Source organism: Allotamlana fucoidanivorans, from assembly GCF_045788535.1.
GTDB classification, from domain to species: Bacteria; Bacteroidota; Bacteroidia; order Flavobacteriales; family Flavobacteriaceae; genus Allotamlana; species Allotamlana fucoidanivorans.
Genome location: NZ_CP074074.1, coordinates 2705691 through 2729713 on the forward strand (window position 1 = coordinate 2705691; position 24023 = coordinate 2729713).

Here is a 24023-nt window from a genome sequence, read left to right on the forward strand (position 1 = left end):
AAATTGGACTTTAAGTTGAATGACTAAGCTGCTAGTTTTTGGTTATACATATCTAATTCAAATTCTCTTATAGTTTTGTTTCCTAAAAAGGAATGTCTCCTTTTATTATTGTACCAAGTTTCTATCCATCCAAAGATGGATAACTCCGCTTCAGATCTTAATCTATAATTGTGCCTATAAACCCATTCTACCTTTAATGATTTAAAGAACGATTCTGCAACGGCATTATCCCAGCAGTTACCTTTTCTGCTCATAGATTGGTTTACTAAACCATCGTAACTTTTAATTAAAGAGGTAAACTTATGGCTGGCATATTGTATACCTCGGTCTGAATGAAAAATTAAATCTTGGGTTAGGGTTGCTTTCTTTATAGCCATATGCCAAGCTTTAATAATAGTATCCTCTGTGCTTAAATTGTCACTTAGAGCCCACCCAACAACTTTACGGTTAAACAAATCAATGATTACAGTAAGATATAACCAGCCTTGTTTGGTTTTGATTTAGGTAATGTCACTTACCCAAACTTGATTCTGCCTGCTTACTTCAAAGTTTTGGTTTAACAAATTAGGTGCTATTGGGTAATTATGTTTACTATCAGTGGTTGCTTTAAATTTACGTTTTCGTTTTGCAAACAAATAATTAGCACTCATAATACGCGCCACTCTGGGCTTTGATATTTTATAGCCTAATGTCTCCAGTTCTGTTTTTATTCTTGGCGATCCATAACTTTGAAAGCTATCTTTAAATATAGATTTTATAAGCGCAGTTACCTTTTGATTTTCTAACCATAATTTACTTGGCCCTGATTGCAGCCAATGATAATAACCGCTTTTGCTTACCTTTAATATTTTACACATCATCTCGACAGGAAACCTCATAAGATGCTGTTTTATAAACCTGTATTTTTCCTGTCGCTCTTGGAGAAGATGCTGATGGCCTTTTTTAAGATGTCACGTTCCATTTCAGCTTCTTTTAACGCTTTTTTTAAACGGAATATTTCTTTTTCTTCATCAGTCAATTTAGGCTTGCCTCGACCAGGAAAACTATTTTTGCCATAATCCTTCAACTCTTTTCGCCAACGATAAAGAACCGATGGAAATATATCTAAATCTTCACTTACTTGTTTTACGTTGCCTTTGGCATAGCTCAACTCAACTGCCTTTTGTTTAAATTCTAAAGTGTAATGTTTGGGTTTACTTCTCATAATTGCTAAGTTAATAACTAGCAAACATATTCTCTCATCTTTTTGTCCAGTCTAATATAGGAAGTCCATAAACAGAAAATGAACAAATTAGGACTTACCGAAGCGCCTTCAGATGACGAGCTTTTAGAATACTGGAATAAAACCTTATTAGAATAAAATATGAGTAAAAATGCTTGTTTTTGAGACAAGATTTAAACAAATGTAGCCTTCCCAAAAACCGCAGTGTTTAAAAGTAGAATAATAATCTTAAATTTGAACAGTATTATGAGACGAAGTAAATTTGTACTTTTGCCAGATCAAATAGCGTATAACTATGATTTATCCTGCATATATTCCGTAGGTGTTTGATTGGTGTGCTTTTTAAAGATACGATAGAAAGAAGATTTAGAGTTAAATCCACATTTCTTAGCAATAGCGACCAATTTCAACTCCTTGTTTTCGGGTTTTAGTACCTCTTCTTTAAAATAATTAACACGATACTCATTTATAAGTTGGTTAAAGTTTTTATTAAATACTTGTTCGCTTAGTTCAAGTAATTCACTTGTAGGAATACTTATAGTCTCTGCTAATTTAGATGCCGATAAATCACTGTTTAAGTATATTTTATCGTTTTCAAGTAGGTTTAGTAATGTACTTTGGAAAGATTTTTTACTCATAATTGAGTTGTTCTCTTTTCTTCGTTTTATCCAGATGATAATAATTAGTAGTATAATTAGGATTACAAGACTAATTATAGCAACCTTATAAATTGGCTGTACAATCTGTTGGTGGTAATAAACACTTTCATTTTTTTTATTTACATCATCCGTAAAACAAATATTATCAATTATAATATGTCCCCAATTTAAAGCGTAATTGTCAACTATCTCTATATGAGCTTTATTTCCTTGTAAATGGCTTACATTCCAGAATTCTTTCCTTAATTCACCTGTGCTTAATCCAGTTGAACTAAAGTGTACGCTATCGTTTACAATAAGATTAATGCAGGTAGAATCGGGGTGATTTCCCCCTCCAATTAAAAAACTGATATAGTTTCTCGTTATTATAAATTTTTCAGAAGTTAAACGACCTTTTTCCTTATCATGTTTTTCACCAAACGAAAAGGCAAAGTGCTTGCCTTGAAATCCGTTTACGGTCACAGGGTAATAAATATTCTTTCGGTTACCCGGTTCTTCAAAGGCATTGCCTTCAACCTGCCAATTATTAAAAGTACCTGTTTCAAAATCTTCAAAGATGATTGTTGGGCGTGGTAAATGGTTGCTAAACACAATATTATCAACCATAATATAATCTAAATCATCAGAAGAGTAGTGTCTCGCATCTACAATTTCCATTATTGCGTTTTGACCAATGAACTCGCTTACATCCCAACTTTCTTCTTGTAAAAATGGTTGTCCTTTACCTGTACTTGATCGAACTATTTTATTATCGATAAGTAAGTTTATGCAGGTACGTGTAACATGTTGTCCTCCTCCAATCAAAAAATCAATGTATTTGTGCTGGATTCTAAAGACTGGTGAAATTAATTTGCCTTGATTTAAAACAGAATCATTAATGTATGAATAAGCAAAACCACTTCCTTTTACGGTGTTTTTTAATTTGCTGTTAGTTATTGTGTCTGCTAAATAAGGTTTATCAAATGCCGTTCCTTGAATTTTCCATGTATTGAAACTATGGGATTCAAAGTCTTCAAAGATTATATCGTTTGAATTATTAGCACAACTACTAAAAAGAGAAATTATAATGATATACTTAAGATAGTTATTTAATCTTATCCTACCCATTATTTTATTACTTTTAAAAATTTTTTTGGCTTAAACATCCACCAAAAATAGTATTTTAAAACGTAAGACGATATAATTGATTTGTTGTTTTAAGTAACAAATTTTGTGTTTTTTTTTCAGGTGTTTTTTTTCTGGTGTTTTTTGCTACCTGGTTTAAATTTTTCACTATTGTTTCATGTAATGGCAAATTGATAATGGAAAACTCCATAAATCTAGATGCCATTTTAAGGGAACTAAAAGTGGCACAACAAGAAATTAACCAACTAATTTGGGCTTTACAAGTGACACACTAAAGAAAGAATTGATTGCTTTTACTAGAACTATAATAAGATTTCAATAGAAAACCATTATAAAAATTTAGGTTATTATACTTTTTTGTAATAATTTCATTTCGTTATTAAAATGAAATCTGTCTATTATACCCGTTTTAAAATAGATGAACAAAACGAAAAGTAAATATGATACCTTAACTAAGCTTTATATAAAGCGCCTAATTATCATTATTTCTTTATTTTTTGTGGGGTTAACAGGGCACTCTCAGATTTTAATTTCCATTCTGTTAGGAGATAAATTAAATTCTGATGGTTTAGAGTTTGGTCTTGAAACAGGGGTTAATTGGTCACAAATATCCAACTTTGAGAGTTCGTCAGCTTTAGGAACTTGGAATATTGGTTTTTATTTTGACATCAGAATGAAAAATCAATTATCGCTCTATACCGGTGTTTTGGTGAAATCAAATTTAGGGCTTAAAAACTTGTCGGAAAATGATCTTGAAAGGCTTCAAGCTATAACATATAATGAAGAAGGCGTTTATAGTCAAAAATTGAATTATTTTTTAGTGCCTGCATTAGCCAAATACAAATTTAATAAAGCCTATTACGTAGAAGCTGGCCCACAATTTGGATTAATGTATAAATCCTGGATTGAATATTATTCAAGTGTTAATGGAAAAGAAGCCACTATAAAAGAGTTTAATAAAGATAAGATAAATAAGCTAGATGCTGGATTCACCTTCGGATTAGGGTATATTTTAGGTAAAGGTAAAGGCATGACTATTGGGGCAAAATATTATTTAGGTTTAGCTAATGTTTATAAAAATGTGAGTGACACTAAAAACAGTTCATTGTTTTTAAAAGTAAATATTCCTATAGGCGCAGGAAAAAAGCAGGAACTTTGATGTAAACTCCAAGAGAAAAAATTATAGGTGACCATTAATTATGGAAAGAAACAAAAAATATTCAGAATGGATAGATGCTGCTTATAAGGAATTTGCCTGCAATGGTCCAGATTTTAGTTTGAAAGCACTCGCCAAGAAAACCAATCTTCCCAGGGCAACGTTTTATTATTACTTTAATAATAAAGAGCATTTAATAGAAGATTTACTAAAGCATCATGCGGAACTTAATGAGAGTTTTCAATCTGAAATAAAAACATTAAAAACCTTAATACCTGGTTTATATGAGATCATGTATAAATATAGAGTAGGAGTACGATTTCATCAACAATTGCTAAAACATACTCATATTCAAGAATTTTATATGGTATATAATGAATTTAATAGACAGAATATTTCTTTGTTACTTCCTTTGATAAAGCCTTATTTTGGAGGGACACTTTCAGACAATGAAATATGTCAATTCTATATTACACTTACAGATGCTTGGTATTCTAGATTAAACTTTTCTAATTTAAGTGTAAATTATATGATTAGTTTAGCCGAAGAGATAATGAATGATACCATTGGTGTTATACCAAAATAACCAATCTAAACCTATTAAGTGCCTTCATTTTTAAGCTGTTAGTAAAATATCCTTTTTGTAATTAAACCTGACACCCTTGTCTAGCATTCTTAAACCTTATTAAGTAATTTTGTTTTGGCTAGCTATTAAATCAAACAATTCATGAAATTAGGGTGTTTTCTTTTGTCCTGTATGGTGTTGTATACTTTATCAATCCATATTCAGAATACCATAGTCTTTGGTGAAACTTCCCTGATATCTTTCCTTTTTTTAATAGCATTCCCGTTATTGATATCAAGCCAAAAGTATTCTAAAAGAAGCATAGCACATTGAATGAAAAAATAACATAAAAACAATAAGTACCCCCTTTGTATTAAGCAGATTATAATTAAATTAGAACATAAACAAATCAAACAGTAACATATTAAAATGATTAAAAAAATTGCACTGGTAGTATTTACCGTAAATTTATTTTTAGGCTGCTCAAAAAAAGCAGAGTTAACACCAGTAGAAGCTAAGGAGATTGCTAAAGAAGCCTATATTTATGGTTTTCCAATGGTCATGAATTATAAAACGCTACATGCCTATGCGGTAGATAAAAATTCTCCAGATTATAAAGGTGAATTGAACCAAATGTCTTGTGATGCCCGATTGTTTTCTCCTGAAGACAAAGCCGTTGTCACACCAAATTCAGATACCCCTTATTGTATGTTTTGGTGTGATATAAGCAAAGAACCGATTGTGATTTCGGTGCCTGAAATAGAAGCTGAACGCTATTATTCCTTTCAGTTGATAGATTTGTATTCGCACAATTTTGCTTATATAGGTTCATTAACAACTGGAAATAGTGCGGGTAAATACCTGATTGCACCAACTAATTGGAAAGGGGATAAGCCAGAAGACATACGTAATATTATTTACTGTGAAACAGATTTGTTTTTTACTGTAGTGCGTACGCAACTTATGGATGCAACTGATATTGATAGAGTAAAAGAAATTCAAAATCAGTACCATTTACAAACCTTAAGTGCTTATTTAGGAGAAGATTTAAAAGAAACTATCAATACAAGTAATTTTCCTGAGTGGAAGGAAGGCGAACAGTTTACTGTTGAGGCATTCCAATATTTAGATGTCATGCTCAAACAGATTACCCCAATAGAAACTGAAAAAGCGCTTATAGACAAATTTGCTAAACTGGGCTTAGGCACGCAAGAAGGTTTTAATATTAATCGATTTACTCTAGAAACTCAAGATTCTATAAGGGCAGGAGTGAAGGCAGGTTTTGCAGAATTAGAAGATTTTATTAAAAAGTATGCAAATGATCCTTTAGCGAGTGCCAAAATATTTGGTACCCGCGACTTTTTAACTCAAAGTGCTCATGAAAATTATAATCTTGAAACCATGTACGTGCCAAGAGCCGTAGCGGCTCATATGGGGTTATACGGAAACTCTGGGTTTGAAGCAACCTATCCAACTTATTTAGTAGATGTTCAAGGGCAACCTCTTAATGCCTCTCAACACAATTACACCATGACCTTTAAGGCAGGCGAGTTGCCCCCTGTAAAAGCATTTTGGTCTATTACAATGTATGACGGTAAAACGCAGCTTCTTATTGATAATGCTCTTGATCGCTATTTGGTTAACTCAGCTATGATGGATGATTTTGTTGTGAACGGTGATGAGTCTTTAACCATTTATATTCAAAAAGAATCTCCAGGAGAGGTATTGGAAGCGAATTGGCTACCTGCACCAGATGGTCCTTTTTATCTCGTTATGCGACTTTATGGACCAGAAGAATCGGCTTTAACAGGTAGTTGGATTAACCCTCCTTTAACAAAAAATAATTAGTCATTATGAAGAATAAGTTATTACCAGTAGTTATCTTATTAGGGGTGATGTTAACGTCTTGTCACCAAAAGAACAAAACAGTGACACCCGAAGCTGCAAAAGAAATAGCAGAAGAAGCATACATCTTTGCTTATCCCATGATAGAACATTATAAATTGATGTTTGCTATGGCCATGTATGAGAAATCTGGTGCCTATGAACAGCCCTTTAATGTGATGATAAATAAAACAAGATTAAGCGGCCCGAAGGATACCGTAATTGTTAGACCTAATAACGATACATTTTATTCAGGTGTATGGCTTGATGTGTCCAATCAACCTCAAATTTTAAAGGTTCCTGCTGTCACTGATAACAGATACTATTCATGGCAAATTATAGATATGTATACGCATAATATTGACTATATAGGATCTAGAAAAACAGGAACTGAAGCAGGTACTTTTATGTTTGTTGGACCTCATTGGGATGGTGAGGTTCCTGATGGTATTAGTAAGGTCATAGCATCTGAAGGGAATTACTTAATTGCCTTGGGAAGAACACAGGTGTTTGGTCCCGGTGATGTAGAAAAGGCTCAAGCCGTTATGGCGCACTATACTATTGTTTCTCTTAATTCTTATCTAGGTAACATGGAAGCTATGGTTATGCCTCCAAATCCCGATTTTCCTCCTTATAACCCTCAAAAGGTTGCTGATGTTAATTTTATCACTTATGTAAATGCTTTAATGACTCAAGGTAACATTCATCCTTCCGAGATGGCACTTTTTGAAAAGTTTAGCAAAATAGGGATTGAGCCAGGTAAGCCCTTTAATATTGACGATTATGATTCTGAAATAATTTCAGCTATCAATGAAGGAGTTCGCTCTGCCATGAAAAAAATTGAAGAAGCGGCTTCGCAGCTAGGAGAGCGAAAAAACGGTTGGCAGCTGGTAGCAAATGTTTTTGGAACCAGAGAAGCCATGCAGGGAAAGTATCTTACCAGAGCGGCAGCAGCCTATTTTGGTATTTGGGGCAACGATTTAGAAGAAGCTTTTTATCCTGAGACTACTTTTGATTCAGACGGAGAAGAACTCGATGGTTCAAAGTATAATTATATATTACATTTTGATGCCGATGAATTACCTCCTGCCAAAGCATTCTGGTCATTGTCTATGTATAAGCTTCCAGAGCAATTATTTATTGAAAACGATATCAACCGTTACGTGATAAGTAGCGCAACGGAAGGTTTGCAGTATAATGAAGATGGTTCTTTGGACGTGTATATTCAAAAGAATAACCCTGGTGAAGATAAAGTTTCCAACTGGCTTCCTGCTCATGATGGTAAGTTCTCTATACAAGGCCGCATTTATTGGCCAGATTCAGAGGCACTGAATCCTTTATATGCACCGCCAGCAATAGAAAAAAATTAATATAAATAACAAACAACTATATTTATGAAAGTCAAAACAAATACTCTTAAGTATGAAATCCATAATATATTTAGGATTTTTATATTATTAATTTGTTCCATTTTTATCAGTACACAGACTAATGGGCAAGAAAAAGAAGGCGCTGTATTACCTTTTAAAGAACCTGCTAGTTCAAGTGTTACGGGAAAAACATTGGCAGACTCTAAACATCAGTGGCGAAAAGCAGAAAAACACCTTCCCGAAAACGCTCCAAATATTGTTATTTTCATGACTGATGATGCAGGTTTTGCTAATCCAAGTGCTTTTGGTGGTCCTGTTAATATGCCAACCATGAAGCGTTTAGCTGAGTCTGGTATTTCATATAATGCCTTTCATACTACAGCCATGTGTTCACCAACAAGAGCATCATTGCTTACAGGTCGTAATCATCATAGAGTAGCTACAGGCCAAATAGCTGAATTGTCTTCAGATTGGGATGGGTATTTAGGTAAAATTCCTAAATCAACCGCTACCTTACCTCAAATATTGTCCTATTATGGGTATAATACTGCCGCCTTCGGAAAATGGCACAATACGCCAATTACAGATATTACAAAATTAGGGCCTTTTGATCGTTATCCTACAGGTATTGGTTTTGACTACTTTTATGGATTCCTAGCAGGTGAGACCTCACAATATGAGCCTCGTTTGTTTGAAAATACCAACCCTATTGAGCCACCGCACGATGCCAACTACCACCTTACCGAGGATTTGGCAAAGAAGGCTATTGAGTGGATACAAACTAGTAAGACCATAACTCCCGAAAAGCCATTTTTCTTGTATTTTACTCCTGGAGCTGTTCATGGCCCACATCAAATTTTTAAGGAATGGGCTGATAAATATAACGGTAAGTTTGATGAAGGTTGGGAGGCCTTACGCGCTATGACTTTTGAAAAACAAAAAGAGATGGGGTGGATCCCTAAAGATGCTGTATTAAATCCTCTAGCTATGGGTATGCAGAAGTGGAGTGATGTGCCTCAATCTCAACGCGAATTTCAAAGTCGTTTAATGGAAATATATGCTGGATTTTTAGAACACACCGATGTACAGTATGGTAAAATTGTAGATGAGTTAGATCGTCAAGGTGTGTTAGAGAATACTTTAATAATCTATATTAATTCAGATAATGGACCTTCTGCCGAGGGTATGAATGGAACCATTAGTGAGTTATTAGCACAAAATGCTATGCCATCTACAATCGAACAACAAATAGAGGTGCTTAACAAAGATTATGGTGGTATGGAAGCCTTAGGTGGACCAAAACTCGATATCATGTATCACCATGGATGGGCCTATGCTGGGGCATCACCTTTTCAGGGAACCAAACTAGTAGCAGCTCACTTGGGAGGTACCCGTACACCAATGGTTATTTCTTGGCCAAAAAAAATTAAACACGATGGTAAAGTCCGTTCTCAGTTTCATCATGTAAATGATATAGCTTCCACCATTTATGATATTTTAGATATTACACCTCCCAAGGTTGTTAATGGGGTAGAACAACAACCGCTTGATGGTACCTCTATGGTTTACACTTTTAATAACCCAGAAACAAAAACCACTAAAGGAGCGCAGTATTTTGAAATTCTTGGTAGTAGGGGTGTTTATCATGATGGTTGGTTTGCTGGAACTTTTGGCCCTAAAAAACCATGGTCAACAGATCCAACAGGTATTATAAACTGGGAACCTGAAAAAGAGGAGTGGGAACTCTATAACTTGAATGAAGATTATTCACAAGCTGAAAATTTAGCAGATAAAAATCCAGAAAAGCTTGGAGAGTTAAAGGCTATATTTGACAAGGAGGCTACCGATAATCTGGTTTATCCAATTGGAGCTTCATTTTATACCGTTTTTTACAGCCCAAGCGAACTACCTTCTTCACCACTAACGGAATGGTCGTTTTATGAAGGACAGGAACGTATCCCAGAAGCTATGGCTCCTAAATTTGTCAGTGGGCGTTCTACTGTAGCAATCATCGATACTGAAATTAATAATAACACTGAGGGGGTTCTTTTTGCTTTAGGTGGTATTTCTTCTGGTTTTACGGTATATATAGATAAAGGTTTTTTAAAGGCAGAATATAATGCTATGACCTTAAACCGATATAAAGTAGCATCAACAACGACCATTCCTACAGGAAAAGTAAAAATTGAGGTGGAAACAACATACGATACAAAAGAACGCTTGGCGCCTGCTACAATCACCCTTAAAGTAAATGGAAAAGAAGTAGGGCAAGGACGCATTGAGCGATCTGTTCCAGCACTACATACAGCATCAGAAACTTTTGATATAGGTGTTGATTTAGGATCTCCAGTCTCATTGGATTATTATGACCGGGTTCCATTCCGCTTTAATGGAAAAATAGAAAAAATTTATATCAAATATATTGACGAATAAAACCTATTCTTAAACGCTCTTTCTTCATATTAATCACCGTTGATGTGAAGAAAGATGGTTTGTAATTTATAAATAACACCAAAATATTTTTATAACAACCAAAAAATCTTATGAAATTATTCCCACTTATACTTTGTTGCTTGTCATTTAGTTTGAGTTTTGCACAATTAAATTTTAACACTAATAAAGCGGATTATTTTAAAGTTAATCACCATGTGGTGTTAAACGCAACACCCAATACTAATACTACGAATAATTGGTTTAAATATAAGAGTCAAATAGATCAATATAGTTTAATGACCAGTTTGACAAATGATTTTGACACAGAGTCAGACAATTATTTGATGATGCTTTCAGATAGTATCACTGGGAAACCTAAATGGTATAAAACAGATACAGGAATCTCTTTATTGGTGGCGGGAGGTTTAATTACGGCTGGTACTATAATGCATTTTAATACAGATTTTAAAGTTAATAGTCGGGATGAAATCAATAGATATCTTCCAGATTTTCATAATTCTATTGATGATCATACACAGTACATACCGTATTTAGCCACCTATGCGCTTGATGCTTTTGGTATAAAGAGTCAGCACACCACTGGTAGAAAACTATCAACCATGGCAACAGCGCTTGGTCTTAATTTGATTGTTGTTCAAAGTATGAAATATAGTATTGCCGAACCACGACCCGATGGTTCTTCTAATAACTCGTTTCCTTCAGGTCATACTACTACAGCCTTTATGGGAGCGCATATTTTCCATAAAGAATATAAGCATAGAAGTCCGTTTTATAGTATCGCAGCATATACTTTGGCTACTTTTACAGGTATATTTAGACAATTGAATAACAGGCATTGGATTTCTGATGTTACTGCTGGAGCAGGTATTGGTATTGGGGCAACAGAATTAGCCTATTTTTTAAATGAAGGCTGGTGGAAAGAAAAAGGGATCAATGAAATTGAAGCCACAAATAGGTTGATAAATGAATCAAAACCCTCTTTTCTTGGAGCAAAAATTGGATATGCCACTTTAACGAACACATCGGGAGAAAATGAACCTGGTTTAGAGGCAAAAAGGGGCTATAGAATATCCTTTGAAGGGGCTTACTTTTTTAATAAGAACTTTGGTTTAGGAGCTGAAATAGGATTTCAAAGCTTTCCTAGTACTGTAACAGACGATTTACAACAGAAGTTTAATGAGGTTGGGTACGAAGTGTTACCTCAATCTGCAGGAAACAGAATGTATTATTTTGGACCTTATTATCAGATTCCATTTGGTAAAAATGCTGTTGGAACCAAGTTACATGCGGGTGTTATTTCAGGACCTAGCTCTAAAGTTTTTGTAAGAGAGTTGGGGGAGTATGATTTTGAAGATAACCCTCCAAAAGAGTATGTTTATGCAGATTATGATCCTAAAAGTTCATTTAGTTGGGGTACAGGTATATACTATAAAAGGGTGTTGAGTAAAAACTTATCTATTGGTTTGTATGCTGACTATAATTGGGCTGATTTGAAATATAAAGTGACCTACATGAATGCATTTAATAATGGTGAACCTACTTATTTTCCTAAGCAAGATAAAACAGCCACTTATGATTCTTTTGCTTTAGGGGCTAATTTAAATGTGATGCTTTGGTAGTTGGAATTGAGATTGAAGAGGTGAATAAATATATAACTGATTGCTTATTAGTTTTATTTGTCAAAATTCAGAGGATTGTGTGAGGGGATTGCGTGAATAAAATCCATAAATGGGCTGATTTTCAGTGTATTTATGGGTTTTATCTGTGGAGAAAGAGAATTGTTTTGAATTTTACTTTTGATATATGAATTAGAGGTTTAATGATGCTTCATTTTTTACTGACACCGAATTAGCTCCTTTGTTAACAACTATTTAACTTTTAAGTTAGTTTTTGATTGTTTTTATAGCAAAAGGGATAACTTGTATTATAAATTTAAAAGCTAACGATACATGAATATGTAGAGTTTACTTGAAACCTATATGTTAGGGGCTTCTCTTCAGAATTACCTAAGACTATATATAGTATACATGTTTTCTCAACTTTATCCCAAATTAAGTGTAGTCATTCCTTTTCCAATCAGAAAGGTTAGAGGAGATTTAATTTCATTTCGTTTACATCAGACAGTACAGGACAGATGTGTTTTTAAAAATTATTTTATTTGAGGGGAACAGTGTAGTTAAGAATACATTGGAGAGCTTTCTAGAATTCTTAATAATCTTTGATTTTAATAAGTTAATGAAATGACCAAGCAAAAGATACTCTTAAAGAATATTGATAAAAATGACACGCCTAAATATTTAAGGATTGTAAATGCAATAAAGGAATCAATTGACGAAAATAGTCTTGTTGTTGGCGATACAATTCCGTCAATAAATGAGTTTAGTAAAGATTATAAAATTTCAAGGGATACAGTTTATAAAGCATATACATTTTTAAAAAATCAGGGGTTTATAAAATCTACTCCCAATAAAGGGTATTATATATGTGATAGTAGAAAGAGGGTGCTTTTACTTATTAGTACTTTTAAAGCCTACAAAGAGGTTCTTTACCATTCATTTATGGAGAACTTACCAAATAATGTTATAGTTGACTTACAATTCCATCATTATAATATTAAGAATTTTAAATCAATGCTAGATTTAGATAATGGTAAGTATTATAAGTATATTGTTATGGGGTTTAATCATCCTGAAGTAGAGAAATCTTTATCTAAAATTGAATCAAATAAGTTACTACTAATTGATTGGAAAATAAATTCCAAAAGTAGAGAAAACTATTTGTTCCAAGATTTTGGAAAAGGATTTTACAATTGTCTAAAAGAAGCCTTAGATCTATTTAAAAAATATAAGGAATTGCATTTTCTCTATCCTGAGTTTACATTTCATCCAGAAGAAAGTGTTATTTGTTTTAAAAAATTTTGTAAAAAGAATGACTTTCCTTTTAAAGTTATAAAAAATTCTAAAGAGTTTTTAGTGGAGCGTAATGTGGCGTATATTAGTGTTAGTGATAGGATGTTATATGAGTTTTTAGGCCAGACCAGTTTCGAAGGATTAGAATTAGGTAAAGATGTGGGAATCCTGTCTTATAATGATACGCCATGGAAAAAATTTACATATAAAGGAATAACAGTAGTTTCAGTTGATTTTAGAGAATTTGGTTTAAAAGCAGCAGAATTTATTTCTTCAAACCAACCCATGCAAACTTACTTAAAAACGAGGTTAATTATAAGAGAATCTCTCTAAAATTAAATCACCAGAAAACTATATTATGTTTGTTTTAACAGACTAATGATTGTGTGAATTTCTATTTTAAAGATAGAATAATAGCTGCATTTGTTTAACTCCTAATTCTTTATGTTTTCAAGCAGGATGGAGCAGGACAGGTTGTTGGGTTGTGTTACTTAATTTTGTTATATACTTATTCTGTACTAATCTCTAAGCTATATAAGTTGTTTTAGGGGAGTAATATGATAAAATTCATTGAATAAGTCATTATTAAATGTATCAACCAAACATACAAGACTAGATGAGTAAAACAATAGTAGTAACAGGAGCAGGCGGTGTGCTATGTAGCACACTAGCCTCAGCCTTAGCAAAGCAAGGCAACAAAATTGCGCTTTTAGATTTAAATAAGAGTTCAGCCGAAGCAGTTGCAGATAAAATTAATAAATCGGGTGGAGATGCCATTGGTGTTGGGGCTAATGTTTTAGAAAAGGAATCGCTTATTGCAGCAAAGAAAGAAGTTAATGAGGCATTTGGTGGATGTGATATATTAATAAACGGAGCAGGTGGTAATCATCCTTTAGGAACCACAAGCAATCCGTTTCTTTTAGCGGAGGATTTATTAAATAAAGAAGACGGTTTCAAAACTTTTTTTGATTTAGACCCTAAGGGCATTGAGTTTGTGTTCAACCTTAATTTTATAGGCACTCTATTGCCAACGCAAGTTTTTGCGCAAGATATGGTTGGTCAAACAGGGTGTAGTATTTTAAACGTGTCTTCTATGAATGCGTTTACACCACTAACCAAAATACCAGCCTATAGTGGAGCCAAAGCGGCGGTATCGAATTTTACACAGTGGCTAGCGGTACATTTTTCAAAGGTAGGTATTCGTGTAAATGCTTTGGCACCAGGTTTTTTCTTAACCGACCAAAATAGAAGCTTACTTACTAATTCAGATGGGAGTTTAACCCAGCGGGGTAATCAAATTATAGAACAAACCCCTATGGGCAAATTTGGAGAGCCCGAAGATTTGGTAGGCACCACATTATGGTTATGTGGAGAGGGGGCTTCTTTTGTAACGGGAGTTGTAGTGCCCATTGATGGAGGATTTAGTGCCTATAGTGGCGTTTAACATTTAATAGAAAAAGAATATATGGAACAAACATGGCGATGGTACGGGCCCAATGATCCCGTTTCATTATCAGATATAAGTCAAGCAGGAGCCACAGGCGTTGTTTCGGCTTTACATCATATACCAAATGGCGAGGTTTGGACAATTGAAGAGATACAAAAACGGAAATCAGTTATAGAGCAAGCAGGTCTTAGCTGGAGTGTTGTAGAAAGCATACCCGTGCATGAAAACATAAAAACGCGTTCAGGGAATTTTAAAATTTATATAGAGCGTTACAAACAGAGTATTGAAAACTTAGCCTCCTGTGGTATACACATTGTATGCTATAATTTTATGCCTGTTTTAGATTGGACACGAACCGATTTGGAATTTCAAGTAGAAGATGGTTCTAAAGCATTGCGCTTTGATGTTGTAGCTTTTGCGGCATTTGAGTTGTTTTTATTAAAGCGACCCGGGGCAGAAGCTGTTTATACCAAAGCGCAGCAAGAAGCGGCTAAAGTCTATTTTGATAACCTATCAGAAGCTCAAAAGGAAAAATTAGTTAACAATATTATTGCGGGTTTACCAGGTGCTGAAGAAGGTTATACACTTGAGCAGTTTCAAACCATTTTAGATACCTATAAAGCAATTGATGCTCAAGTGTTAAGAGAAAACCTAGTTTTATTTTTGAAAGAGATTATTCCTGTAGCTTCTCAAAACGAGGTTTTAATGTGCATTCATCCCGATGATCCACCGTATCCAATTTTAGGTTTACCAAGAGTAGTGAGTACCGAATCAGATTATGCGTATTTATTTGATAATGTCCCTGATAGATCTAACGGAATTACGTTTTGTACAGGATCATTAGGTGTGCGAGCTGATAATGATTTGGTACAGATATTTAACCGTTTTGCAGATAGAGTACATTTTCTTCACTTGAGAAGTACAAAGCGTGACGAAATGGGTAATTTTTATGAAGCCAACCATTTAGAAGGAGATGTAGATATGTATGCTGTGATGAGAGCGGTTCTTTTAGAGGAAAAAAGAAGACAATCAGAAGGGTACAAAGATGCTGATATACCAGTAAGACCAGATCATGGCCATCAAATGTTAGATGATTTACATAAAAAGACAAACCCTGGATATTCAGGAATAGGGAGGCTTCGTGGTTTAGCAGAGTTAAGAGGCTTAGCCTTTGGAATAGTCAAAAGCTTGTAGTTAAGAGAATCAATTCTATAAGGTAGGTAAAGCTTATCTAAAATAACAGGACATATGAAGAGTGAATCATTTATACATGATAATTTTTTACTGCAATCAGAAATCGCAGAACACTTGTATCAACAGTATGCTAAAGATTTGCCAATAATAGATTATCATAATCACTTATCGCCACAAAAAATAGCAGAGAATAAGCCAGTAAATAATATTACAGAAGCATGGCTTAGCGAAGATCATTATAAATGGCGAGGCATGCGCGCCCATGGTATAGAAGAGATATTCATTACAGGTTCAGTAACGTCAAACAAAGAGAAGTTTGTTAAGTGGGCAGAAACGGTGCCCTATACATTAAAAAATCCGTTGTTTCATTGGACACACCTTGAACTGAAACGGTACTTTGATGTTGATGATATACTTCAACCCTCAACTGCCGAATTTATTTATGAGAAGGCTAATAGGGTATTAGCCCAAAAAACACCAGCCCAGTTGTTGGAAGATATGAAGGTTGAAGTTATTTGTACCACAGATGATCCTACTGATGATTTAAGCTCCCATAAGGCTTGTAAAGAACAAAACTTCTTTACAAAGGTACTCCCTACTTTTAGAGCAGATGAATTGTTCTTTATTAATAAAGATACTTTCACATCCTATTTAGCTAAATTAACTAAGGCATCTGGAATACCAATTAATTCGCTTTCTGATTTTGTAAAAGCTATAAATCAGCGAATAGAATTCTTTAATCAGCAAGGTTGTAAATTATCAGACTTTGGTGTAGGTGAACGTCTTGAAATGGTAGAATATACGCAAGAAGAAGTTGATACGATTTTCAAAATAAATTAGCAGGAGCAGGTCTTACAGAAGCAGAAATAAACAAATATCGTTCGTTTTTATTTATTCATTTAGGAAAAAAATACCATGAATATAAATGGGTACAACAGTACCATTTGGGACCAATAAGAAATAACAATTCAAGGCTATTAGGGCAAATAGGGTTGGATGCTGGTGTAGATTCGATGAGTGATTTTCCAATGGCTCAGTTTATGTCCAAGTTGTTTGATGGTTTGAACGCTACAAACCAATTGGCTAAAACCATAACCTACAATTTAAATCCTGCACATAACGAGGTGTTTGCAACTATGATGGGTAATTTTCAAAACTCAGATTGTAAAGGTAAAATGCAGTGGGGCTCAGGTTGGTGGTTTTTAGACCAAAAAGATGGTATGGAAAAGCAGATAAACTGTTTGGGCAATATGGGACTATTAAGTCACTTTGTAGGTATGTTAACCGATAGTAGAAGCTTTTTATCTTTTCCACGACATGAGTACTTTAGGCGTATTTTATGTAATGTTTTAGCTGAAGATATTAAGCAAGGGCTTATCCCAAATGATTTAGATTTTGTTGGCAAAATGATACAAGATATTTGTTATTATAATGCGGTTAAGTATTTCAATATTTAAGGGTTAGCCATACAAATACAATCGATTGCATTTCATATATTTGTTGACGACTTAGTTTTAACAGAAATCGTTTTAAATAGCACTAATAGCACTCATATTAAACTAAAATAAAATAAGAATGAGAATAAAACAGGCTTTCCTTTTGCTTATTTGCGCAAGTTTATGGTCATGTATGGAAAACAAGGGCACAAAAATGCTTTATTTGGCACATACACTTCCTCAAACGCATCCTGTACATAAAGGCATTTTAGAATTTAAAAAGGCATTAGAAAAGAAATCCAACGGCGCATTAGAAATGAAGATTTTTCCAGATGGGCAATTAGGATCAGAACGGGAAGTATTAGAGCTTTTACAAATAGGAAGTGTAGCAGCAACTAAAGTGAGCGCAGCCACCTTATCTAATTTTGTACCTGAGTATCACGTATTGGGCATACCTTATTTATTCAAAGATAAAGATCATCAATTTGAGGTTTTAGAAGGAGAAATTGGTAAATCAATATTAGAAAAAGGGAGTAAGTTTTGGTTACGCGGTTTATGTTATTATGATGCTGGTAGCCGAAGTTTTTATACCTCAAATAAAGCTATTAGAACTCCTGATGATTTAAGAGGGCTAAAAATACGTGTGATGAATAATCAAATGGCTATCAATATGGTTAATGCCCTTGGAGGATCGGCAACACCAATGGCTTACGGCGAGTTATACACAGCCATTCAGCAAGGGGTAGTAGATGGTGCCGAAAATAACCCACCTTCCTTTGTGTCATCAAACCATTATGAGGTAAGTAAGTATTATACGCTTGATCAGCATTCCTCAGTACCAGATGTTTTATTGATAGGAACAAAGTTTTGGGATAAGTTATCAGATCAAGAAAAAAAATGGGTTCAAGAATCTGCCGATGAGTCTTCACAGGCGCAAAAGCAATTTTGGAAAGAATCTGTTGACCAGTCTATGGCTATCGCTAAAAAGGCAGGTGTAGAGATTATTATTCCGGAAAAGTCACTATTTCAAGAAAAGTCGAAACCCGTTTTGGAAGCCTTTTTAAAAGCGCATCCAGAAATGAGTGAATTAATCAACAACATAATAAGAGAGTAATTATGAAATCAGCAGATATTATATTTGATAAGGTATGTAGATTGATGGAAATTATACTTATTGTCATTTTTGGTTTGTTAGTTATTGATGTTTTGAGTCAGGTGTTTTCGCGATATATTTTAAATACCTCTTTTGCTTTTACGGAAGAATTGGCGCGTTTTTCGTTAATATGGATGTCCATTTTAGGAGCAGCATATTTAAATGGTAAAAGAATGCATTTGTCTATGGATTTTTTGTATCAGAAGTTTTCTGAAAAAACAAGAAAGAAGGTACTTTTATTTATCGAGTGCTGTATTTTTTTTTTGCTTTAATTGTTATGGTTATTGGCGGTTTTAACTTGGTGTATATAACTCTACACTTAGAGCAATTATCAGGAACCTTACGAATTCCTTTAGGGTATATTTATGCTATATTACCCGCAAGTGGGCTTCTTATTATGTGTTTCTCTGTTTACCACATATTCAAAATTAATGCTAACCAAATCATCGACTAACCATGAGTATTGAGGTTATAAGTATCATCGTTTTATTTGCCAGTTTTTTTACCTTGCTAATGTTAAAAGTTCCTGTGGCTTACAGTATAGGTATTTCTACAACTATAAGTTTATTACTTAATATTGATAAACTACCAGGCATAACCACCATAGCCCAACGTATGACTACAGGTATTGATAGTTTTGCGCTTTTGGCTATTCCGTTTTTTGTATTAGCTGGCGAAATTATGAAGCGAGGTGGCATTGCCAACCGGCTTATAAATTTTGCAAAATCATTAGTTGCTAGTTTGCCAGGGGGCTTGGCTTATGTAAATGTATTGGCCTCGATGTTATTTGGGGCTATTTCAGGCTCAGCCATCGCGGCCACTTCAGCCATAGGAAGTATAATGACTGATAGGATGGAGGAAGAAGGGTATCCAAGAGCATTTAGTGCTTCTGTAAATATTACATCATCAACAACGGGCCTATTAATTCCTCCAAGTAATATTTTAATTGTATATGCCTTGGCTAGTGGTGGTACTGCCTCTGTTGCGGCACTGTTTATAGCAGGATATCTACCAGGTATTTTATTAGGGTTTAGTATTATAGGTTATATTGCTTTTGTGGCTATAACCAGAGGCTTTGTAAAAGGTGAGCGCGCACCACTTTCATTGATTTGGAAATATTTTAGTAAAGCCTTTTTTAGTCTGTTACTGTTGGTTATTGTGGTTGGCGGTATTGTAGCAGGTATTTTTACAGCTACAGAGGCATCGGCCATAGCAGTATTATATGCAGCGGTATTGGCGCTCATTTATGGGGATATTACCACTAAAGATTTTCCTGAAATTTTACTCACAAGCGCAAAGACTACTGCTGTAGTTATGTTCTTAATTTGTACCTCTATGGCTATGTCATGGTTGTTTTCCTTTGAGGGGATCCCAGAGCTTATCAGTGGGTTTTTACTAGAACAATTCAGTAATAAAATAGTTATCTTTCTGGTTATTAATCTGGTGCTCTTGATTATAGGAACGTTTATGGATATGACGCCTGCCGTTTTAATTTTTACCCCTATATTTTTACCAGTGGTTGTTGCTTTAGGGATGCATCCAGTACATTTTGGCATTGTGTTAGTGCTCAATTTGTGTATTGGCCTATGTACACCTCCAGTAGGAACCATACTCTTTGTAGGAAGTGGTATTGCCAACATATCGGTTTCTCAAGTGGTAAAACCATTACTGCCATTTTTGCTAATCATGGTATTGGTACTCCTTTTAATAACCTATATCCCTGAAATTTCTATGTATTTACCAAATTTGTTTGGGCTTTAAGAGGGTAGGTTATTGGATAATTGAATTTAATTTATAGTTTTAATTTATGGTATTGGGATATTTGTAATATTACCATAAAAATTACTGCACATACTGGGTAAATATGGTTGAACATCATCATGGTTTTACGGAGGTATCAAATGAACGTTCTTCGGGTTAAAAATAATACTTAAAAACCCCAAGTAAAGCAGCTAGATGCTCTATAAGCAGTTAGTTGTGCTACTTTTTTTAATGGGAAAATAATATTTATTGATTAAAAAGAATATCTATTTCTCAATGAAATCTGTAATATGGGCCTATTTACCTCAAAGGTTACAGGCTAGTGTATCTTAAATACTTTGAATACCACAAAGCAAAAAAAACAATATAACAGTATAGTACAGGATAGAGAAGCAAATAGTGATTAGTAATATTGTTTAACATAATATTATGAATCTATAATTGAGGTGATTCATGATAAGAACTAACTAGTAAAACTTATATTATATGTTAAAACTAAAACTCAAAATGAAACAAAAATTTGAAAGTCGCTGTTTTGTTTCTTTATTGACATTAACTATGGTGTTAATCCTTTCCAGTTTTACAGCTCAAAATTTACAGGCTCAAAACAAGATTTCAGGAACTGTAAAAGATGCTACAGGAATGCCTTTACCCGGGGTTAATGTTATTCAAAAAGGGACCACTAACGGGACCGTTACCGACTTTGATGGAAACTACTCTTTATTATTAAAAGAAGGAAAACAGACCATGGTGTTTTCTTTTATTGGTTTTCAAACCAAAGAAATTGCTGTTGGGAGTAACTCAACACTTGATGTGCTTTTAGAGGAAGATGTAGAGAGTCTTGATGAAGTGGTAATTGTAGGGTATGGTACTCAGAAAAAAGAGAGTGTAGTAGGTGCAATTTCTCAGATTAAAGGTGAAGATCTGGTTGAACGTGTTGCAGGTATCACCAACGTTGAGGAAGCCTTACAAGGAAACTTGCCTGGTGTTACGGCTATTCAAGGTAGTGGTGTGCCCGGTAGAAACGATATGCAAATCTACATTCGTGGTCAGGCTTCTTGGAATGGATCAGGGCAACCTCTTATATTGGTTGATGGTGTTCAAAGATCTATTGATAATCTTGATTTTAATGATATTGAAAACATCTCTGTACTTAAAGATGCTTCTGCTACGGCGGTTTTTGGTGTACAAGGCGCTGATGGTGTAATATTAGTAACTACAAAAAGGGGGCAAAAGGGTAAGGCGCAGTTGTCATTGACGGCCAATACTACCTTAAAGACCATTTCTAAGTTACCAGAAAAATTAGATGCGTTTGATGCTATCATGCAGGCCAATTCATCTGTATTACGCGAACTTGCTCAAGATGAAGCGTCTTGGGATTTATTTCGTCCTTACGCTATAGCTGATAAATATCGAAATCCAGCAAATGAACAGGAACGTTTTATATACCCTAATGTTAATTGGCAGGATCAAATTACAAAAGATATGGCTTTTGATTATCGTGTTAATTTATCTGTGCGTGGAGGTGGTAATGATGCAAAGTATTTTGGTAGTTTAGCCTATCAAAAAGTATCTGATATTTTTGATGGAAAAAGATATAATAATGGTAAAGGTTATGAAAGTGAGTTTAGTTATGACAGATTTAACTTCCGTAGTAACATCGATTTCAATATCACAAAAACTACAGAACTATCTGTAAATCTTGGAGGCTTCTTGGGGATACAACAAACACCAGGTAGCTTAAACTTAGTAACAAATAGTATTTATGAGTTGGCGCCAAATGCGTATACGCCTTTATATCCAGATGGATTATTTGGTAGAGATGAGAGAGATATTTTTGCTAATACAAATCCCATTGTAACATTAACCAACACAGGTTATGATACAAATACTACCTTTCAGGTAAATACCGATTTTATTTTAAAACAAGATTTAGCGTTTATAACTAAAGGCTTGACATTTCAGGGCCGTTTTTCTTTAGATAACCAATCAACAAGTAGACAACGTTTACGTGATCCAGGTGCAGATGGTCAAGAAAACGTGGTATATCGTATTTATGATAGGGATTTTAATGAACTTTTTGATTCTCCAGATGGTGTTAATGATTTTAGTTTTGTGCCTTCACCATGGGATTTAGAAGCGGCAACTATATTCGAAGGTAATGAGGGGTCATCTAGTCAACGTATAGTGCGTAATCTACTGTATGACGCCTCAATAAATTATAGTGCTACTTTTAACGATAAGCATAGTGTAACAGGGTTAATCCTTGCAAGACGCCAACAACGGGCAACTGGTAGTCAATTCCCAATATATCGTGAAGATTGGGTGTCACGGGTTACTTATGATTATGATAAGCGTTACTTCCTTGATATTAGTGGGGCCTATAACGGGTCTGAAAAATTTGGTCCAGGCTTTCGTTTTGATTTGTTTCCGGCACTGGCAGCAGGTTGGACTGCTTCCAATGAAGCTTTCATGGAAAATGCCGACTGGTTAGATAAACTTAAGTTTAGAGGCTCTTATGGTAAAATTGGTAATGATAGAGGAGGGGCAAGATTTGAATATCAATCCTCATGGGAATCGGGAGGTGGAGCCTTTTTACAATCAGGGTCTGGTCAAGGGAATCAACGCTCACCTTATGTATTCTTTAAGGAAGGAAATGTAGGTAATCCTGATCTTCAGTGGGAAACAGCCTTAAAATATAATGTTGGGGTTGAGTTAGGTGTGTTTAAAAACCTTATTACTGCGGAGTTTGATTATTTTGGTGAAGATCGTACTAATATTTTTATTCCTAGTGACGATAGAGCTGTGCCAGATTGGTTCGGTGCTAAGCCACCAGCATTTAATGGCGGTGAAGTAGAAGTAAAAGGTTATGAAATTGTTTTAGGAGTGAATCATACCTTTAGTAGTGGATTAAATCTTTTTGGTAATTATAACTTTACCTATGCAAAAGATAAGGTAATTAAAAGAGAAGATCCAGAGTTGCGTCCGTTTTATCAAAAGCGAGAAGGGTATCCTATTGGTCAACCTAGATCTGCTATTCCAGGTAACATACTTACCAGTTGGGATGATGTTTACAGCTCAACACCACAAGTTAACGGGCAAGAATTTACACGATTAGGTTATTATAACTTACATGATTATGATGGTGATGGTGTATATAACAGTCAATTTGATAATGTACCATTTGGTTACCCAACGCGTCCGTTTAAAACTTGGGCTGCTACGGTGGGAGCAAAATATAAAGGATGGAGTTTGAGTGTGCAATTATATGGTACTCAAAATACAAACAGAAATTATACTAGTAGAACCTTTACCAATCAAACAGATACGTTTTTTGCGCATGAGTTAGATTATTGGACCAAATACAATCCAACAGCTACACGTACACAACCAGCTTTTTCTGTTAATCAGGGAGCTACAGATCCTAGAAGAAACTTTTTTGATGGTTCTTTAACAAGAGTACGAAGTGTAGCATTAGGGTATAGTGTACCTAAAGCTGCATGTGAAAAAATGGGAGTTAAAGGGTTACGATTTTTTGCTAATGGTAATAACTTGTTTTTATGGACAGATTTACCAGATGATAGAGAGTTTAACAGTAGTCAAACCCAAGATTCTAGCTTTAGAGGAGATTATCCAACGCTAATACGATTTAACTTCGGTTTTAATTTAGATTTTTAAAAAAAAGAAA

13 protein-coding genes and 3 pseudogenes are annotated in these 24023 nt (G+C 34.5%); 14 read left to right on the forward strand and 2 right to left on the reverse strand.

Annotated features, from left to right (window positions below):
• Window positions 1-23 precede the first annotated feature (23 nt).
• Together KFZ70_RS11845 and KFZ70_RS11850 are read right to left on the reverse strand one after the other, a co-directional pair.
• Window positions 24-1228: pseudogene (locus KFZ70_RS11845) on the reverse strand (IS3 family transposase).
• 287 nt (window positions 1229-1515) lie between these two features.
• On the reverse strand, window positions 1516-2988 hold the full coding sequence (locus KFZ70_RS11850; RefSeq protein ID WP_139698832.1) for an AraC family transcriptional regulator: 1473 nt from the start codon (window positions 2986-2988) through the stop codon (window positions 1516-1518).
• Between the two features lie 436 nt (window positions 2989-3424).
• Between KFZ70_RS11850 and KFZ70_RS11855 the strand changes: the two genes are divergently transcribed.
• From KFZ70_RS11855 to KFZ70_RS11920, 14 genes and pseudogenes are all read left to right on the forward strand, one after another.
• Entirely contained in the window at window positions 3425-4165 is a 741-nt protein-coding gene (locus KFZ70_RS11855; RefSeq protein WP_139698831.1) for a porin family protein, read from the forward strand.
• Window positions 4166-4205: 40 nt separating this feature from the next.
• Window positions 4206-4748 (forward strand): TetR/AcrR family transcriptional regulator, encoded by a 543-nt coding sequence (locus KFZ70_RS11860; RefSeq protein WP_139698830.1) that lies wholly within the window; start codon window positions 4206-4208, stop codon window positions 4746-4748.
• A 408-nt stretch (window positions 4749-5156) separates the two neighbouring features.
• A complete protein-coding gene (locus tag KFZ70_RS11865; RefSeq protein ID WP_199240704.1) occupies window positions 5157-6575 on the forward strand; it encodes a DUF1254 domain-containing protein in 1419 nt (472 codons plus the stop codon).
• A 5-nt stretch (window positions 6576-6580) separates the two neighbouring features.
• Entirely contained in the window at window positions 6581-7981 is a 1401-nt protein-coding gene (locus tag KFZ70_RS11870) for a DUF1254 domain-containing protein (protein WP_139698829.1), read from the forward strand.
• A gap of 24 nt (window positions 7982-8005) precedes the next feature.
• Window positions 8006-10414, forward strand: a complete 2409-nt coding sequence (locus tag KFZ70_RS11875) for an arylsulfatase (RefSeq protein ID WP_139698828.1) — start codon at window positions 8006-8008, stop codon at window positions 10412-10414.
• Window positions 10415-10524: 110 nt separating this feature from the next.
• The gene (locus KFZ70_RS11880; protein ID WP_139698827.1) at window positions 10525-12054 is read left to right on the forward strand and encodes a phosphatase PAP2 family protein; all 1530 of its coding nucleotides are present in this window, start codon (window positions 10525-10527) and stop codon (window positions 12052-12054) included.
• A gap of 621 nt (window positions 12055-12675) precedes the next feature.
• The gene (locus KFZ70_RS11885) at window positions 12676-13677 is read left to right on the forward strand and encodes a GntR family transcriptional regulator (protein ID WP_139698826.1); all 1002 of its coding nucleotides are present in this window, start codon (window positions 12676-12678) and stop codon (window positions 13675-13677) included.
• Window positions 13678-13960: 283 nt separating this feature from the next.
• Window positions 13961-14788 carry an SDR family oxidoreductase gene (locus KFZ70_RS11890; protein ID WP_407515526.1) on the forward strand — a complete coding sequence of 276 codons (828 nt, stop codon included), beginning with the start codon at window positions 13961-13963 and terminating at the stop codon, window positions 14786-14788.
• 21 nt (window positions 14789-14809) lie between these two features.
• Window positions 14810-15985, forward strand: a complete 1176-nt coding sequence (uxuA, locus tag KFZ70_RS11895) for a mannonate dehydratase (RefSeq protein ID WP_139698859.1) — start codon at window positions 14810-14812, stop codon at window positions 15983-15985.
• Window positions 15986-16039: 54 nt separating this feature from the next.
• Window positions 16040-17442, forward strand: a pseudogene (gene uxaC / locus KFZ70_RS11900) (glucuronate isomerase).
• 118 nt (window positions 17443-17560) lie between these two features.
• On the forward strand, window positions 17561-18535 hold the full coding sequence (locus tag KFZ70_RS11905; RefSeq protein ID WP_139698861.1) for a TRAP transporter substrate-binding protein: 975 nt from the start codon (window positions 17561-17563) through the stop codon (window positions 18533-18535).
• Window positions 18536-18579: 44 nt separating this feature from the next.
• Window positions 18580-19028: pseudogene (locus tag KFZ70_RS11910) on the forward strand (TRAP transporter small permease).
• A 2-nt stretch (window positions 19029-19030) separates the two neighbouring features.
• A complete protein-coding gene (locus KFZ70_RS11915; protein WP_199240707.1) occupies window positions 19031-20335 on the forward strand; it encodes a TRAP transporter large permease in 1305 nt (434 codons plus the stop codon).
• A 507-nt stretch (window positions 20336-20842) separates the two neighbouring features.
• On the forward strand, window positions 20843-24013 hold the full coding sequence (locus KFZ70_RS11920) for a TonB-dependent receptor (RefSeq protein ID WP_158293199.1): 3171 nt from the start codon (window positions 20843-20845) through the stop codon (window positions 24011-24013).
• Window positions 24014-24023: the final 10 nt, after the last annotated feature.

Coding starts and splice junctions, on each gene's coding strand:
- uxuA (WP_139698859.1), top strand. CDS start 14,810: ATGGAACAAACATGGCGATGGTACGGGCCCAATGATCCCGTTTCATTA.
- KFZ70_RS11855 (WP_139698831.1), top strand. CDS start 3,425: ATGAACAAAACGAAAAGTAAATATGATACCTTAACTAAGCTTTATATA.
- KFZ70_RS11905 (WP_139698861.1), top strand. CDS start 17,561: ATGAGAATAAAACAGGCTTTCCTTTTGCTTATTTGCGCAAGTTTATGG.
- KFZ70_RS11850 (WP_139698832.1), bottom strand. CDS start 2,988: ATGGGTAGGATAAGATTAAATAACTATCTTAAGTATATCATTATAATT.
- KFZ70_RS11885 (WP_139698826.1), top strand. CDS start 12,676: ATGACCAAGCAAAAGATACTCTTAAAGAATATTGATAAAAATGACACG.
- KFZ70_RS11875 (WP_139698828.1), top strand. CDS start 8,006: ATGAAAGTCAAAACAAATACTCTTAAGTATGAAATCCATAATATATTT.
- KFZ70_RS11880 (WP_139698827.1), top strand. CDS start 10,525: ATGAAATTATTCCCACTTATACTTTGTTGCTTGTCATTTAGTTTGAGT.
- KFZ70_RS11870 (WP_139698829.1), top strand. CDS start 6,581: ATGAAGAATAAGTTATTACCAGTAGTTATCTTATTAGGGGTGATGTTA.
- KFZ70_RS11920 (WP_158293199.1), top strand. CDS start 20,843: ATGAAACAAAAATTTGAAAGTCGCTGTTTTGTTTCTTTATTGACATTA.
- KFZ70_RS11860 (WP_139698830.1), top strand. CDS start 4,206: ATGGAAAGAAACAAAAAATATTCAGAATGGATAGATGCTGCTTATAAG.
- KFZ70_RS11915 (WP_199240707.1), top strand. CDS start 19,031: ATGAGTATTGAGGTTATAAGTATCATCGTTTTATTTGCCAGTTTTTTT.
- KFZ70_RS11865 (WP_199240704.1), top strand. CDS start 5,157: ATGATTAAAAAAATTGCACTGGTAGTATTTACCGTAAATTTATTTTTA.
- KFZ70_RS11890 (WP_407515526.1), top strand. CDS start 13,961: ATGAGTAAAACAATAGTAGTAACAGGAGCAGGCGGTGTGCTATGTAGC.